This is a genomic window from Mesorhizobium australafricanum, assembly GCF_033977265.1.
Classification (GTDB): domain Bacteria; phylum Pseudomonadota; class Alphaproteobacteria; order Rhizobiales; family Rhizobiaceae; genus Mesorhizobium; species Mesorhizobium australafricanum.
Genome location: NZ_JAVIIT010000005.1, coordinates 44,944 through 59,798, shown reverse-complemented (window position 1 = coordinate 59,798; position 14,855 = coordinate 44,944). Strand labels below are relative to the sequence as shown.

15 protein-coding genes are annotated in these 14,855 nt (G+C 62.9%); 10 read left to right on the top strand and 5 right to left on the bottom strand.

The annotated features are described in order from the left end of the window. The first annotated feature begins 253 nt into the window (after nt 1-253). The 9 genes from RFM98_RS11610 (at nt 254) to RFM98_RS11570 (ending at nt 10,885) form a co-directional block, all read left to right on the top strand. Entirely contained in the window at nt 254-1,156 is a 903-nt protein-coding gene (locus tag RFM98_RS11610) for a branched-chain amino acid ABC transporter permease (RefSeq protein ID WP_320215153.1), read from the top strand. Nucleotides 1,157-1,161: 5 nt separating this feature from the next. Further along, nucleotides 1,162-2,556, top strand: coding sequence for a high-affinity branched-chain amino acid ABC transporter permease LivM (gene livM / locus RFM98_RS11605; protein ID WP_320309000.1), 1,395 nt, complete (start codon nt 1,162-1,164; stop codon nt 2,554-2,556). Further along, nucleotides 2,556-3,920 carry an ATP-binding cassette domain-containing protein gene (locus tag RFM98_RS11600; RefSeq protein WP_320308999.1) on the top strand — a complete coding sequence of 455 codons (1,365 nt, stop codon included), beginning with the start codon at nt 2,556-2,558 and terminating at the stop codon, nt 3,918-3,920. Before livM ends, RFM98_RS11600 begins: the two co-directional genes overlap by 1 nt. Further along, nucleotides 3,920-4,648 carry an ABC transporter ATP-binding protein gene (locus tag RFM98_RS11595; protein WP_320308998.1) on the top strand — a complete coding sequence of 243 codons (729 nt, stop codon included), beginning with the start codon at nt 3,920-3,922 and terminating at the stop codon, nt 4,646-4,648. The genes RFM98_RS11600 and RFM98_RS11595 overlap by 1 nt, the downstream gene beginning before the upstream one ends. Nucleotides 4,649-4,662: 14 nt before the next feature. Beyond that, on the top strand, nt 4,663-5,010 hold the full coding sequence (locus RFM98_RS11590; RefSeq protein ID WP_320308997.1) for a DUF6867 family protein: 348 nt from the start codon (nt 4,663-4,665) through the stop codon (nt 5,008-5,010). Nucleotides 5,011-5,146: 136 nt separating this feature from the next. Further along, on the top strand, nt 5,147-6,268 hold the full coding sequence (locus tag RFM98_RS11585) for a branched-chain amino acid ABC transporter substrate-binding protein (protein WP_320215148.1): 1,122 nt from the start codon (nt 5,147-5,149) through the stop codon (nt 6,266-6,268). A 276-nt stretch (nt 6,269-6,544) separates the two neighbouring features. Beyond that, nucleotides 6,545-10,003, top strand: a complete 3,459-nt coding sequence (pyc, locus tag RFM98_RS11580; RefSeq protein ID WP_320308996.1) for a pyruvate carboxylase — start codon at nt 6,545-6,547, stop codon at nt 10,001-10,003. 152 nt (nt 10,004-10,155) lie between these two features. Further along, nucleotides 10,156-10,416, top strand: a complete 261-nt coding sequence (locus RFM98_RS11575) for a DUF2312 domain-containing protein (protein ID WP_095767239.1) — start codon at nt 10,156-10,158, stop codon at nt 10,414-10,416. Nucleotides 10,417-10,438: 22 nt separating this feature from the next. Next, complete coding sequence (locus RFM98_RS11570) at nt 10,439-10,885, top strand: hypothetical protein (protein WP_320308995.1); 447 nt, start codon at nt 10,439-10,441, stop codon at nt 10,883-10,885. 132 nt (nt 10,886-11,017) lie between these two features. Here RFM98_RS11570 and RFM98_RS11565 read toward each other — a convergent pair whose 3' ends face one another. Beyond that, nucleotides 11,018-11,527, bottom strand: coding sequence for an arsenate reductase ArsC (locus tag RFM98_RS11565; RefSeq protein WP_320308994.1), 510 nt, complete (start codon nt 11,525-11,527; stop codon nt 11,018-11,020). 165 nt (nt 11,528-11,692) lie between these two features. Here RFM98_RS11565 and RFM98_RS11560 point away from each other — a divergent pair, with 165 nt between their 5' ends. Further along, a complete protein-coding gene (locus tag RFM98_RS11560) occupies nt 11,693-12,019 on the top strand; it encodes a hypothetical protein (RefSeq protein ID WP_320308993.1) in 327 nt (108 codons plus the stop codon). Between the two features lie 115 nt (nt 12,020-12,134). Here the strand turns inward: RFM98_RS11560 and msrB are convergent, their stop codons facing one another. The 4 genes from msrB to RFM98_RS11540 all read right to left on the bottom strand — a co-directional run bounded on the left by msrB (nt 12,135) and on the right by RFM98_RS11540 (nt 14,773). Continuing rightward, nucleotides 12,135-12,539 carry a peptide-methionine (R)-S-oxide reductase MsrB gene (gene msrB / locus RFM98_RS11555; RefSeq protein ID WP_320215142.1) on the bottom strand — a complete coding sequence of 135 codons (405 nt, stop codon included), beginning with the start codon at nt 12,537-12,539 and terminating at the stop codon, nt 12,135-12,137. A 100-nt stretch (nt 12,540-12,639) separates the two neighbouring features. After that, nucleotides 12,640-13,830, bottom strand: a complete 1,191-nt coding sequence (locus tag RFM98_RS11550; protein ID WP_320308992.1) for a vWA domain-containing protein — start codon at nt 13,828-13,830, stop codon at nt 12,640-12,642. A 10-nt stretch (nt 13,831-13,840) separates the two neighbouring features. Continuing rightward, entirely contained in the window at nt 13,841-14,266 is a 426-nt protein-coding gene (locus RFM98_RS11545; RefSeq protein ID WP_320308991.1) for a type II toxin-antitoxin system HicB family antitoxin, read from the bottom strand. Between the two features lie 60 nt (nt 14,267-14,326). Then, nucleotides 14,327-14,773 carry a GNAT family N-acetyltransferase gene (locus RFM98_RS11540; RefSeq protein WP_320308990.1) on the bottom strand — a complete coding sequence of 149 codons (447 nt, stop codon included), beginning with the start codon at nt 14,771-14,773 and terminating at the stop codon, nt 14,327-14,329. Between the last annotated feature and the right edge of the window lie 82 nt (nt 14,774-14,855).

The window sequence follows — 14,855 nt, the reverse complement described above, 5'->3', positions numbered from 1 at the left end:
TTTGACGCTGATTCCTTCGACAGGAGGCCCATCATAGGGTTCAATCGTCAAAGACATTGCGTTGTGCCAATGGTAGGGTCCGCGATAGTCCAGGGTCGGGTGCGAAAAAAACGGGCAATCGGACGGCGTGCTTCCAAACCACGCGGAGCGATTGAAAAATCACGTTGCAATCCGGGCTCGAAACTTTACGACTAGGGGAAATACGAAAAGGAATGCGTCCGCAAAGGCGACATTCCAGGGGAGCCGCGTAAATATGCAGTACTTCGTCCAGCAGCTTATCAATGGGCTGACGCTGGGATCTATCTATGGGCTGATCGCGATCGGCTACACGATGGTCTACGGCATCATCGGCATGATCAATTTCGCCCATGGCGACATTTTCATGGTCGGCGCGTTCACCGCGCTCATCGTCTTCCTGATCCTCGGCGCGCTGTTCTATTCGGTGCCGGTGGTCGTCGCCCTGCTGATCATGATGATCGTGGCGATGCTTCTGACCAGCCTCTACAACTGGACGATCGAGAAGGTGGCCTACCGGCCGCTGCGCGGCTCGTTCCGGCTGGCGCCGCTGATCACCGCCATCGGCATGTCGATCGCGCTTTCCAACTTCGTGCAAGTCACGCAAGGGCCACGCAACAAGCCGATCCCGCCGATGGTCAGCCAGGTCTACACGATCGACGGCATCAGCATCTCGCTGAAGCAGATCATCATCGTGCTGGTGACGGCGGCTCTGCTGGCGGTCTTCTGGTACCTCGTCAACAGAACGGCGCTTGGCCGTGCCCAGCGCGCCTGCGAGCAGGACCGCAAGATGGCCGCGCTGCTCGGCATCGATGTCGACCGCACCATCTCCATCACCTTCATCATGGGCGCAGCACTTGCCGCGGTCGCCGGCACGCTGTTCCTGATGTATTACGGCGTCGTGGTGTTCTCCGACGGCTTCGTGCCGGGCGTGAAGGCCTTCACGGCGGCAGTGCTGGGCGGCATCGGCTCGCTTCCCGGTGCCGTGCTCGGCGGGCTCTTGATCGGCTTCATCGAGAGCATGTGGTCGGCGTATTTCTCCATCGACTACAAGGACGTCGCCGCCTTCTCGATCCTGGCGATCGTGCTGATCTTCCTGCCCTCCGGCATCCTGGGCCGGCCTGAAGTCGAAAAGGTCTGATCCTCATGGCCGCTACAGCGTCCTCGGAGCGCGACACCGTCGCTACTCCCATCCAGCGCGCTTTTCGCGAAGCCCTCTATGCCGGCGCCATCTCGTTTGGCCTGTTCGTGCTGATCATTGGTCTGAGGACCGACCAGAACATCAGCAACGAATTGATCCTGGTGAAGCGCTGGGGCCTGCTCGCCCTTGTGGTCGGCCTCGTTGCCGTGGGCCGTTTCCTCTATGTCGCCTACGCGGTTCCGGCGATGGAACGGTCCAAGGCCGAAAAGGCAAAAGCGCCGGCGGTGGCTGTGACGGAGCCTGGCTTCGTGCGCCGCAACTTCAACAAGATCGGCGTCGGCGTGCTGTTGCTGTACCCGGTGGCAATCGTGCTTTTGTTCGGGTTCCAGGGCTCGCTGAAATGGGTCGACAATTTCGGCATCCAGATCCTGATCTATGTGATGCTGGCCTGGGGGCTGAACATCGTGGTCGGTCTGGCCGGCCTGCTCGATCTCGGCTACGTCGCCTTCTACGCGGTCGGCGCCTATGCCTACGCGTTGCTCGGCACACATTTCGGCCTGTCGTTCTGGATCCTTTTGCCGGCCGCCGGCTGCATGGCCGCCTTCTGGGGCGTCATGCTCGGCTTCCCGGTGCTGAGGCTGCGCGGCGACTATCTTGCGATCGTGACGCTTGCCTTCGGCGAGATCATCCGCCTGGTGCTGATCAACTGGCGCGAGGTGACCAACGGCTCGGCCGGCGTTTCCGGCATCCCGAAAGTGTCGTTCTTCGGCCTGATGTCGTTCAACGTCTCGGACCCGAATTATATTGCCAAGGTGCTGGGCATCGCCCAGTCGGGCGCCTATTACAAGATCTTCCTCTACTACCTGATCCTGGGGCTCTGCTTCCTCACCGCCTTCGTTACCATCAGGCTTCGCCGGTTGCCCGTCGGCCGTGCCTGGGAAGCACTGCGCGAGGACGAGATCGCCTGCCGCTCGCTCGGCATCAACACCACCACCACCAAGCTGACGGCGTTCGCCACCGGCGCCATGTTCGGCGGTTTCGCCGGCTCGTTCTTCGCTGCCCGGCAAGGCTTCGTCAGCCCTGAATCCTTCGTCTTCCTGGAATCGGCGATCATCCTTGCCATCGTCGTGCTGGGCGGCATGGGCTCGCTCGGCGGAATCGCGGTGGCGGCGCTGGTGATGATCGGCGGCACCGAAATCCTGCGCGAGCTCGACTTCCTCAAAGCCGTGTTCGGTCCCGATTTCACCCCTGAACTCTACCGCATGCTGCTCTTCGGCATGGCCATGGTGATCGTCATGCTGTGGAAGCCGCGCGGCTTCGTCGGCAGTCGTGAGCCGACAGCCTTCCTGAAGGAGCGAAGAGCGGTCTCAGGCTCCTTCACCAAGGAGGGCCACGGCTGATGAACGCGCAAGCTTCCATGAGCAACTTCATCCTGCAGGTCGAACACCTGTCGATGAAATTTGGCGGCCTGGTCGCCATCGGCGACCTGTCCTTCCAGGCCAGGCGCGGCGAGATCACCGCGCTGATCGGCCCGAACGGCGCCGGCAAGACGACGGTGTTCAACTGCATCACCGGCTTCTACAAGCCGACCGAGGGCATGATCACGCTCAACAAACGTGACGGCTCGACCTATCTGCTCGAGCGCCTGCCCAACCACGAGATTCCGGCGCGCGCCAACGTGGCGCGCACGTTCCAGAACATCCGCCTGTTCTCCGGCATGACGCTCTTGGAGAACCTTCTGGTCGCGCAGCACAACAAGCTGATGAAGGCCTCGGGTTACACTTTCCTCGGCCTGTTCGGCTTCCCGAGCTATCGCCAGGCCTCGGCCGAATCGATCGAGCTTGCCAGGCACTGGCTGGAGAAGGCAGACCTCGTCGACCGCGCCGACGATCCGGCGGGCGACCTGCCCTATGGCGCGCAGCGGCGACTGGAAATCGCGCGCGCCATGTGCACGGGGCCGGAGCTCCTGTGCCTCGACGAGCCGGCCGCCGGCCTCAATCCGAAGGAATCGGCGGCGCTCAACGAGCTGTTGATGGGCATCAAGAGCACCGGTACCTCGATCCTGCTCATCGAGCACGACATGTCGGTGGTGATGAAGATTTCCGACCATGTCGTCGTGCTCGAATACGGCCGCAAGATCTCCGACGGCAACCCGCAATCGGTCAGGACGGATCCGCGCGTCATCGCCGCCTATCTCGGCGTCGACGACGAGGAGGTCGAGACGGTGCTGACCGAAGTCGGCGACGAGGACGTCATCGAACAGCTCGATACGGGCCCCGATTCCGCGCATGGCCCAGGCAACTCCGCGTCGATGATGGCGGGGCCGGTTTCCGATACCGTCGAACACGCGGATGAGGGCGAGCGGGTCACGGTGTCCAAGGGCGCCTCGAAAGCGGCGCAGGTAGATGCCCGCGCCGCATCGATCGCCAGCAAGCCGGCGGCAAAAGCTCCGGCGAAGAAGGCAACCGGCAAGGCGCCGGTGAAAGCCGTAGGCATCTCCAATCGCCTCGACGCGCCGCGCGGCGGCAAGGCGGACAGCCTGATCCGCATCAAGGGCATCGGTCCGGTCAACGAGAAGAAGCTGAACGAGCACGGCATCTTCCATTTCGACCAGATCGCGGCCTGGAAGAAGGCCGACATCGAAGCGGCGGAAGCCTATCTCGCGTTCGACGGGCGCATCGCCCGCGAGGACTGGATCGGCCAGGCGAAGATGCTGGCGAAGGAAGTGGCGGCCAAGCCCGCGACGCGTGGAGGGCGTAAATAATGGCCGGCGCAACGCTGCTCGACGTCAAGGGCGTCGAGACCTACTACGGCAACATCAGGGCGCTGAACGGCGTCAATGTCAGCGTCAACCAGGGTGAGATCGTGGCACTTATCGGCGCCAACGGCGCCGGCAAGTCGACATTGATGATGACCATTTTCGGCGCGCCGCGCGCCCGCACCGGCACCATCACCTTCGCCGGCACCGACATCACCCGGATGCCGACGCACGAGATCGCCCGCCTGCGCATCGCCCAGTCGCCGGAAGGACGCCGCATCTTTCCGCGCATGACGGTGATGGAGAACCTGCAGATGGGCGCCAGCCTCGACAACCTCAAGCATTATGACGAGGACGTCGAAAAGGTGTTCACGCTGTTTCCGCGGCTGAAGGAGCGCATCGCCCAGCGCGGCGGCACGCTGTCAGGCGGCGAGCAGCAGATGCTGTCCATCGGGCGCGCGCTGATGGCCCGGCCGAAGCTGCTGTTGCTGGACGAGCCGTCGCTGGGGCTCGCGCCGCTGATCGTCAAGCAGATCTTCGACGCCATCCGTGAGCTCAACAGGACGCAGGGGCTGACCGTGTTCCTGGTCGAGCAGAACGCCTTCGGCGCGCTCAAGCTCGCCACGCGGGGCTATGTCATGGTCAACGGCAATGTGACGATGAGCGGCACCGGCAAGGAACTGCTCGCCAATCCGGAAGTGCGCGCCGCCTATCTCGAAGGCGGACATCACTGAGAGAGGACTTCACCATGCAGGGTATTCTCTACGAAGAAGCCTCGATCTGGCATTTTCTGTTCGTTACTGGGCTGCTTGGCGGCGGCGCGGCATGGATGACCGGCAAAGCCGTGGCGCAGACCTGGGGCACTCACATCCGGCTGTTCTTCTTCATGCTCGGCCTCGGCATCGGCATCCGGTTCATCCATCACGCTTTGTTCGACGGCACGATGTTCTCGCTGCATTACTATGTCGTCGACACCATCGTGCTGATGATAATGGGCTTCCTCGGCTATCAATACACGCGCACCAACCAGATGGTCACACAGTATAACTGGCTCTACGAAAGAGCTTCCTTGTTAAGCTGGAAGCCGAAAGGTTGACGTTCACCATTACGCCGTTTCGGGGATGAATCGGCGTGACAAGTGCCTGAAAATCGGCATTCTGTGCTTTCTGCGATAAGAGTGGGCATCGCATGAAAGTATCATCCACGCCCACTCCGTAAATGGGAGCGTTTCAATGAAAAAATCACTCTTGTCCGCCGTTGCGCTGACCGCGTTCATCGCGTTCAGCGGCAGCGCGTGGGCCGCGGATATCCTGATCGGCGTCGCCGGTCCGATCACCGGCCCGAATGCCGCCTTCGGCGCACAGTTGCAGAAGGGCGCGGAACAGGCGGTCGCCGACATCAACGCTGCGGGCGGTGTCAATGGCCAGCAGCTCAAGCTCGAGATCGGCGACGACGTCTCCGACCCCAAGCAGGGCATTTCGGTTGCCAACAAGTTCGTCGCCGACGGCGTCAAGTTCGTCGACGGCCACTTCAACTCGGGCGTGACCATTCCGGCTTCGGAAGTCTATGCGGAAAACGGCATCCTCGTCATGACGCCGGCCGCGACCAACCCGAAGCTCACCGAGCGCGGCCTGTGGAACACCTTCCGTACCTGCGGTCGCGACGACCAGCAGGGCAAGGTGGCCGGAGACTACATCGCCAAGAACTTCAAGGACGCCAAGATCGCCATCATCCACGACAAGACGCCTTACGGTCAGGGCCTCGCGGACGAAACCAAGAAGAACCTGAACGCCGACGGCATCAAGGAAGTGCTGTATGAAGGCGTGAATGTCGGCGACAAGGACTTCTCGGCCCTCATCGCCAAGATGAAGGAAAACGGCGTCACCCTGATCTACTGGGGCGGCCTGCATACGGAAGCCGGCCTGATCATCCGTCAGTCGGCGGACCAGGGCCTGAAGGCGCCGCTGTTCTCGGGCGACGGTATCGTCTCCAACGAACTGGCCTCGATCGCCGGCGACGCCGTTGCCGGCACGCTCAACACCTTCGCTCCGGATCCGCGCAAGAATCCGGCCGCCAAGGAAGTGGTGGAGAAGTTCCGCGCCGCCGGCTTCGAGCCGGAAGCCTACACGCTCTACTCCTATGCCGCGGTGCAGATCATCTCGCAGGCCATCGCCAAGGTCGGCTCCGCTGACGATGCGCAGAAGGTTGCCGAAGTGATCAAGTCCGGCGGCCCGTGGAAGACGGCCATCGGCGAGATCGGCTACGACGCCAAGGGCGACATCACCCGTCCGGACTATGTCATCTACGAATGGAAGAAGGGTGACGACGGCAAGTATAGCTACTTCGAGAAATAAGCCGGCAAACTCAAGCCGACTTGCAATGGATGCCCGGCGCTTGCGCCGGGCATTTTTCGTTTGCGGGTTCGCGGCCCGGTCGGAAAGCTCCGCGCTGCGCCTCCCAACACGCTTTCGCCGCACCGTCGCCGGCGTTGGAAGAACAACTGCGGCAGGTTTGCCGCAAACAAACGATTTAAATCGTTTTAGATGTCGTGCAAATTCGTTTGCACTGCAGCATTTTCGCGCTAATCATTGCGCCGGTTCAACGTCCCTTCCGCTGCTGGAGCCCAGTCCTTGGCAATCACGAAGATCCTCGTCGCCAATCGGTCCGAAATCGCCATCCGCGTGTTCCGCGCGGCCAACGAGCTCGGCCTCAAAACCGTGGCGATCTGGGCGGAGGAGGACAAATATTCGCTGCACCGCTTCAAGGCCGACGAAAGCTACCAGGTCGGGCGCGGACCACATCTTGCCAAGGATATGGGTCCGATCGAGAGCTATCTGTCGATCGAGGAGGTGATCCGGGTCGCCAGATTGTCCGGCGCCGACGCCATCCACCCAGGCTACGGCCTGCTGTCGGAAAGCCCGGAATTCGCCGAGGCGTGCGCCGAGGCCGGCATCACCTTCATCGGTCCGAAGCCGGAGACGATGCGCAGGCTGGGCAACAAGGTCGCCGCGCGCAATCTGGCGATCGAGGTCGGCGTGCCGGTCGTGCCGGCAACCGACCCGCTGCCGGACGACATGGATGCGGTGAAGACGCTCGCGGCGCAAATAGGCTATCCGGTGATGCTCAAGGCCTCGTGGGGCGGCGGCGGCCGCGGCATGCGCGCCATCCGCGCCGAGGCCGATCTCGCGCGCGAGGTGATGGAAGGCAAGCGCGAGGCGAAAGCCGCTTTCGGCAAGGACGAGGTCTATCTCGAAAAGCTGATCGAACGCGCCCGCCATGTCGAAGTCCAGGTGCTGGGCGACACCCACGGCAATGCGGTGCATCTGTTCGAGCGCGACTGCTCGATCCAGCGCCGCAACCAGAAGGTCGTGGAGCGGGCGCCGGCGCCGTATCTCGGCGAAGAGCTGCGCCAGGAGCTTTGCGGCTATGCGCTCAAGATCGCGCACGAGACCAGCTATATCGGCGCCGGCACGGTCGAGTTCCTGCAGGACGCCGACACCGGCAAATTCTACTTCATCGAGGTCAATCCGCGCATCCAGGTCGAGCACACCGTCACCGAGCAGGTGACCGGCATCGACATCGTCAAGGCGCAGATCCATATCCTCGACGGCTTCGCCATCGGCACGAAGCAATCGGGGGTGCCGGCGCAGAAGGACATCAGGCTCAACGGCCACGCCTTGCAGTGCCGCATCACCACCGAGGATCCGGAGCACAATTTCATCCCGGACTATGGCCGCATCACCGCCTATCGCGAGGCGGCCGGCTTCGGCATCCGCCTCGACGGCGGCACCGCCTATTCGGGCGCGGTGATCACCCGCTTCTACGATCCGCTGCTCGAAAAGGTGACGGCCTGGGCGCCGACGCCCGGTGAGGCGATTTCGCGCATGAACCGGGCGCTGCGCGAGTTCCGCATCCGCGGCGTGGCCACCAACCTCACCTTCCTCGAAGCGATCATCAACCACCCGCGCTTCGCCGACAACTCCTACACGACCCGGTTCATCGACACGACGCCCGAACTGTTCGAGCAGGTGAAGCGGCAGGACCGCGCCACCAAGCTGCTCACCTATCTGGCCGATGTCAGCGTCAACGGCCACCCCGAGACACGCGGCCGGCCGATGCCGAAGGCGAATGCGGCGGCTCCCGTCGTGCCTTATCTCAACGGGCATGTTCCGGATGGCAGCAAGCAGAGGCTCGATACGCTCGGCCCGGAGAAATTCTCGGCCTGGATGCGGGAGCAGCGCCAGGTGCTGGTCACCGACACGACGATGCGCGACGGCCACCAGTCGCTGCTGGCCACGCGCATGCGCACGCATGACATTGTCGGCATCGCCGGCACCTATGCGCGGGCGCTGCCGCAGCTGCTGTCGCTGGAATGCTGGGGCGGCGCCACCTTCGACGTCGCCATGCGCTTCCTCACCGAGGATCCGTGGGAGCGGCTGAGCAAAGTGCGCGAGGCGGCGCCCAACCTTCTGCTGCAGATGCTGCTGCGCGGCGCCAACGGCGTCGGCTACACCAACTATCCCGACAATGTCGTCCAGCACTTCGTCCGCCAGGCAGCAAGCGGCGGCGTCGATCTGTTCCGCGTCTTCGACTGCCTGAACTGGGTCGAGAACATGCGCGTCGCCATGGACGCGGTCGGCGCCGAGGGCAAGCTGGTCGAAGCGGCGATGTGCTACACCGGCGACATCCTCGATCCGGCGCGGGCCAAATACGATCTCAACTATTATGTCGGGCTCGCCAAGGAGCTGGAAGCCGCCGGGGCGCATATCATCGCCGTGAAGGATATGGCCGGGTTGCTGAAGCCGAGTGCGGCGCGCGTGCTGTTCAAGGCGCTGCGCGAGGCGACCGACCTGCCGATCCATTTCCACACGCACGACACGTCGGGCCTCTCGGCGGCGACGGTGCTTGCGGCGGTCGAAAGCGGGGCCGACGCCATCGACGCGGCGATGGATTCCTTCTCCGGCAACACCTCGCAGCCCTGCCTGGGCTCGATCGTCGAGGCATTGAAGGGCACCGAGCGCGACCCCGGTCTCGATCCGCAATGGATCCGCCGCATTTCCTTCTACTGGGAAGCGGTGCGCAACCAGTACGTCGCCTTCGAGAGCGACCTCAAGGGGCCTGCCTCGGAAGTCTACCTGCACGAGATGCCAGGCGGCCAGTTCACCAACCTCAAGGAACAGGCGCGCTCGCTCGGCCTCGAGACGCGCTGGCACGAGGTGGCGCAGGCCTATCACGACGTCAATTTGATGTTCGGCGATATCGTCAAGGTGACCCCGTCGTCCAAGGTGGTCGGCGACATGGCGCTGATGATGATCAGCCAGGATCTGACCGTCGCCGATGTCGAGAACCCGGCCAAGGACATCGCCTTCCCGGACTCGGTCGTGTCGATGCTGCGCGGCGATCTCGGCCAGTCGCCCGGCGGTTGGCCGGCGGCGCTGCAGAAGAAGGCGCTGAAGGGCGAGAAGGCAATCACCGTGCGGCCGGGCTCGCTGCTGAAAGCAGCCGACCTGAAGGCCAGCCGCAAGGAGATCGAGGGCAAGCTCGATCGCAAGCTCTCGGAGTATGAATTTGCCTCATGGCTGATGTATCCGAAGGTGTTCACCGACTTCGCCGCCGCGCAGGAGACCTACGGGCCGGTGAGCGTGCTGCCGACGCCGACCTATTTCTACGGCATGAAGTCGGAAGACGAGATCTTCCTCGACATCGAGAAGGGCAAGACCCTGGTGGTTCGCTGCCAGGCGTTCGGCGATGTCGACGACAAGGGCATGGTCACCGTCTTCTTCGAGCTCAACGGCCAGCCGCGCCGCATCAAGGTGCCGGACAGGGCGCATGGCGCTTCCGCCGCCAAGGCGCGCCGCAAGGCCGAGCCCGGTAACGAGGCGCATGTCGGCGCGCCGATGCCGGGCGTGGTGTCGGCGCTTGCCGTGGCGGCTGGACAGGCGGTCAAGGCGGGCGATGTGCTGCTGTCGATCGAGGCGATGAAGATGGAAACCGCGCTCCACGCCGAACGCGACGGCGAGATCGCCGAAGTGCTGGTCAAGGCCGGCGACCAGATCGATGCCAAGGATCTGCTCATCGCTTTTAAGTGACGAGCAAAGCGCGGCACGAAACGAACGGCTGGCAGCAGCCGTCCACAACGGCTCGATAGTATCTTGACCCGCCGCGCCCGCTCGGGCAGGGAACCCGCTCCAATTTGCCGTGGCGGGAATCGCCCTGGCTTCAAGAAGACGCGGAGAGAAAAATGGCCGACGAAATCACCGAGACCAGCCAGACTGTAGCCGCCGGCCAGCTGCGCACCATCATCGAGCGCATCGAGCGGCTCGAGGAAGAGAAGAAGACGATCTCCGACGACATCAAGGATGTCTATGCCGAGGCCAAGGGCACCGGCTTCGACACCAAGGCGATCCGCACCATCGTGCGGCTGCGCAAGAAGGACCAGGCCGAGCGCCAGGAAGAGGAGTCGATCCTGGACCTCTACAAGGCCGCTCTCGGCATGGCCTGAGTTTCGTGGCCGGAGCCCGGCCATGAACGAGTTCGACTTCGGCGGCCGCCGCGCTTCGGAGTTCCGCCAACGCGGCTTCTGGGCGCTGTTTGCCGAGCGGCACCCGGAGGAACGGGCCAGGCTGGCACGACGCGGGCCTTGGTTCTGGCAGCGCGGAATGCCGGATTTCGCCTTGGTGCTTTCGATGTATGTCGCGCCAGCGCAGAACCATGTCGGCGTCTTCTTCGGGCGCAATGAAAAGTTCGGCGCCACGGAGTCATGGTCGCGGCTGAGGCCGTTCCAGCCGGCGATCGAGGCGAGGCTGAAGCTCAAGCCGGAGCAGAGCTGTGAGGGGCTGGGCATCAACTCGATGTGGCGGGTGAACTGCTACGCCGAGGATAACTGGCCTGCCATGGCCGACTGGCTGGTGACGGAGTGCTCGCGCTTCGAACAGGCGGTTCTCGCCGTGCTGGGCGAAGCCCGGCCGTAAAGCCGGGGCTTAAAAGCGCGTCGCGCTGAACCGGATTCAGCCGACGCGCTTTAAGTCTTTGTTTTGATGCATGTCGTTGTCCCAGAACCGCTGCACACTTCTGGGCGACATGCATCAGCCCGGGGCCGGGGTTCAGTTTGCTCGCGGCTTGTCGCGGCCGATATCTTCGAGATGCTGCTGCAGCGCCATTTGATCGAGCGCGTGTATCGGCAGGTTCGTGAACAAGCCTATGCGATTGCTCATCATGCGATAGGCTTCGGCGAAGGCCAGATGCTGTTCGGCATCCGTGCCGCCGGCCTTGGAAGGATCCGGCACCGCCCAAAGCGCCGTCATCGGATGGCCGGGCCAGACCGGGCAGCTTTCGTTCGCCGTGCTGTCGCAGAGGGTGAAGACGAAATTCATCTCGGGCGCGTCCGGTCCGGAAAATTCGTCCCAGCTCTTCGAGCGGGCGAAGGCCGTGTCGTAGTTCAGGCCTTCCAGGAGCTGCAGAGCGTAGGGATTGACGGCGCCCTTGGGCTTCGCACCGGCGGAATAAGCCTTGAAGCGGCCGGCGCCGAGCCGGTTGAGAATGGCTTCGCCCATGATCGAACGGGCCGAGTTGGCGTTGCAGAGAAAGAGAACATTGTAGACGTGACCGGTCATTCCGAATCCCTCCGTGTTTGCCATGCAAAAGACAGAATGCGATGCGGATCACAGATTTGTGATGGTACACGTTTTCGCGGTCGATTTCTGCACCTCCCGGCGTCCGATTTTGCGATTTCGTCGGCGCTTTTCGAGACTTCAGCGGTTGGCTACGAGGCCCGATTGATGGACAGCCCAGCTCCGGCAACGAACGAGAATACCGGCTTCTTCCGAACACGCTGGAGAGGTGTAGCGCCACTCGACCGGCTGTTCTGGCGCGACATGCTGCTGGTCGGGACAATCTTGAGCATCGCCTCTTCGGCGCTGGCGTTGATCCTGCTGGGATTGAAGCTGTCGCTCTGGCTGGTGCTGACGGTGCATTTCCTGCCGGTGCCCTACAACATCTTCCTGACGATCGCCGTCTGGCGGACGGCTGAGAAGGCCGGCGGCTTCAGGGCGCAGCTGATGATGCTGGGCTCGGCGCTCTGGTTGATCGCGACAGCTGTCGCCTGAGGATCTACTCTATTGAACAATTCCTGACGGAAACCGCGTCACACTTTTCCTGGAATTGCTCCACGCGAAAAAGGGCGGCCGAAGCCGCCCTTTGCGAAGTCATGTCCGAGATCGTTCAGGCCGCAGGCTCGAAGCGCAACGCCACGCCATTGATGCAATAGCGCAGGCCCGTCGGCGGCGGGCCGTCCTCGAAGACATGGCCGAGATGGCTGCCGCAGCGCGCGCAATGGCATTCGGTGCGGACCATGCCATAGCTGCGGTCGACGGTGTTCTCGATCGAGCCCGCGACCGGGTCGTTGAAGCTCGGCCAGCCGGTGCCGCTCTCGAATTTGAGCTTTGATTCGAACAGCGGCTGGTCGCAGCCGACGCAGAAGAAGGTGCCGGCCCGCTTCTCATAGAGCAGGGCGCAGCTGCCGGGGCGCTCGGTGCCGTGGTTACGCATGACGGCATATTGCTCCGGCGTCAGCCGGGCGCGCCACTCGGCATCGGTGCGGGTGACGGGATAGGCGTGGGTGTCCATGAATGGGGTTCTCCTTGGCCTTGGCGGCTCATTGTTGGATGCAACGAATATTCGCTCCAACATAGGCATTTGTTACAGGCCTGCCCACCCCGACGGAACGTCAGTGCTTGCGCGACAACTGCCTCGTCGCGGCTTCCAGCCCAGCCAATGTCAGCGGGAACATGCGGCCGCCGAAGATGTCGCTGATCAACTGGATCGAATGCGTATAGCGCCAGTTCTTCTCAGCTTCCGGATTCAGCCAGATCGCATTCGGCCATTGCTGCAACAGGCGCGCCAGCCACACACTTCCGGCCTCCGGATTCCAGTGCTCGACCGAGCCGCCGGTATGGGCGATCTCGTAAGGGCTCATCGAGGCATCGCCGACGACGATCACCTTATAGTCCGACCCGTATTTGTGGATGAGGTCGAAGGTCGGGATCGTCTCGGCAAGCCGCCGTCGATTGTCCTTCCAGACGCGCTCGTAGAGGCAGTTGTGGAAGTAGAAATATTCGAGCTGGCGGAATTCGGCACGCGCGGCCGAGAACAGTTCCTCGACGCCGCGGATATGGTCGTCCATCGAGCCGCCGACATCGAAAAACATCAGCAACTTCACGGCATTGCGCCGCTCGGGCCGGGTTTTCACGTCGAGATAGCCGTGCTCGGCGGTAGCATGGATGGTGCCGGGCAGGTCGAACTCCTCCTCGGCGCCCTCGCGCACCCAGCGGCGCAGCCGCTTCAGCGCCACCTTGATGTTGCGAGTGCCGAGCTCGACCGTATCGTCGAAATTCTTGAACTCGCGCCTGTCCCAGACTTTCACCGCGCGGCGATGCCGGCTCTCGTGCTGCCCGATGCGAACGCCTTCCGGGTTGTAGCCATAGGCGCCGAAGGGCGAGGTGCCGCCGGTTCCGATCCATTTCGAGCCGCCCTGGTGGCGGCCCTTCTGCTCCTCGAGCCGCTTCTTCAGCGTCTCCATCAGCTTGTCGAAGCCACCAAGCGCCTCGACCAGCTTTTTCTCCTCCTCGGTCAGGTGCCTTTCGGCGAGCCGGCGCAGCCATTCCTCCGGGATATTGGCGACATCGACGGCATTCGGGCCGCCGAGCGCCTCGACGCCCTTGAAGACATGCGCGAACACCTGGTCGAAACGGTCGATGTGGCGCTCGTCCTTCACCAGGGCCGCGCGCGCGAGGTAATAAAAACCCTCGACGTCATAGTCGACGAGCCCGGCCTCCAGCCCTTCCAGCAGCGACAGATATTCCCGCAGCGATACGGGAACGCGCGCTGCCTTCAGCTCGAGGAAGAAGGGGATGAACATGGCAGGATTGCTATCGGTGCCCTTCGATCTTCTCTCTTGCAGCGCTTGCTATGAAGGCGGAGCGGGTAAGGCCGCGCCGGCTGGCCTCCTCGTCGATCGCAGCCAGAAGGCCGGCATCGAGGGATAGATTGGCCCGTACGGGCCGGCCGGAATCGATCAATACCGGAATCATCACGGCGGACTCCCCAGTGGAGCTGTCGATCTCACCCTGCCTCAGCAGTTCGGCGATCGTATTCGGTACAGGCAATGGCAGACGTTTCGCCAGGCGTGCTTCGACCCATTCACGGACGGCGGACGTCGCATCCGCGATGGCCTCTTCAGGATTTTTGCCGCCGCCGTGGCAACCGGCAAGATCAGGGATCCGTACCCCCCAGGTATCGTCGGCGCCGTCGAGAATTCCGACATAATGTGCCATGCGTTCGATCCTCAAATCCATCCAGCCATCCGGGCGATCGACCGGGGGATTGCTCACGATGTTATTTCAACTGCGTGGTCGTCATAGCAGATCGTACTCGATGAAGCCCGTGCGCCGGGCGACGTAATCGTAGAGCTTGCGCGCCGTGGTGTTGGTTTCGTGCGTCATCCAGTAGACGTTTTTCACCCCGATCTTGCCGGCCTCGTCCTGCACGGCTTTGATGAGCGCGGCGCCCACGCCTTTGCCGCGCGCCTTCGGGTCGGCGAACAGGTCCTGCAGATAGCAGTTGTTTTTCTCCGACCAGCCGGAGCGGTGGTAGAGATAGTGGGTGAGGCCGACGGCCTTGCCGTCGAGCGTGGCAATGAACCCCTTTGGCTCGAACTCGCCGTCCGTGAACAGCCGCTTCCAGGTGATCGCGTAAACTTCTTCCGGCAGCTTCGTTTCATAGAAGGTCAGATAGTCGGTCCACAGGCGGCGCCAGTCGGCGTGATCGGACTGCGCGAGCGGCCGGATGGTGATCTCGGACATTTTTTCCTCCAATGTTGACCGGAAACTGCGGCAGAGACCGCTTACCGGCAACGGTCCACGGACGGGGAAAGCGCTATTGCTG

Excerpts from the sequence above, each read along its gene's own strand:
- livM (WP_320309000.1), top strand. The coding sequence starts at position 1,162 with ATGGCCGCTACAGCGTCCTCGGAGCGCGACACCGTCGCTACTCCCATC.
- RFM98_RS11575 (WP_095767239.1), top strand. The coding sequence starts at position 10,156 with ATGGCCGACGAAATCACCGAGACCAGCCAGACTGTAGCCGCCGGCCAG.
- RFM98_RS11595 (WP_320308998.1), top strand. The coding sequence starts at position 3,920 with ATGGCCGGCGCAACGCTGCTCGACGTCAAGGGCGTCGAGACCTACTAC.
- msrB (WP_320215142.1), bottom strand. The coding sequence starts at position 12,539 with ATGGACACCCACGCCTATCCCGTCACCCGCACCGATGCCGAGTGGCGC.
- RFM98_RS11570 (WP_320308995.1), top strand. The coding sequence starts at position 10,439 with ATGAACGAGTTCGACTTCGGCGGCCGCCGCGCTTCGGAGTTCCGCCAA.
- RFM98_RS11600 (WP_320308999.1), top strand. The coding sequence starts at position 2,556 with ATGAACGCGCAAGCTTCCATGAGCAACTTCATCCTGCAGGTCGAACAC.
- RFM98_RS11610 (WP_320215153.1), top strand. The coding sequence starts at position 254 with ATGCAGTACTTCGTCCAGCAGCTTATCAATGGGCTGACGCTGGGATCT.
- RFM98_RS11540 (WP_320308990.1), bottom strand. The coding sequence starts at position 14,773 with ATGTCCGAGATCACCATCCGGCCGCTCGCGCAGTCCGATCACGCCGAC.
- RFM98_RS11550 (WP_320308992.1), bottom strand. The coding sequence starts at position 13,830 with ATGTTCATCCCCTTCTTCCTCGAGCTGAAGGCAGCGCGCGTTCCCGTA.
- RFM98_RS11565 (WP_320308994.1), bottom strand. The coding sequence starts at position 11,527 with ATGACCGGTCACGTCTACAATGTTCTCTTTCTCTGCAACGCCAACTCG.
- RFM98_RS11545 (WP_320308991.1), bottom strand. The coding sequence starts at position 14,266 with ATGGATTTGAGGATCGAACGCATGGCACATTATGTCGGAATTCTCGAC.
- RFM98_RS11560 (WP_320308993.1), top strand. The coding sequence starts at position 11,693 with ATGGACAGCCCAGCTCCGGCAACGAACGAGAATACCGGCTTCTTCCGA.
- RFM98_RS11585 (WP_320215148.1), top strand. The coding sequence starts at position 5,147 with ATGAAAAAATCACTCTTGTCCGCCGTTGCGCTGACCGCGTTCATCGCG.
- RFM98_RS11590 (WP_320308997.1), top strand. The coding sequence starts at position 4,663 with ATGCAGGGTATTCTCTACGAAGAAGCCTCGATCTGGCATTTTCTGTTC.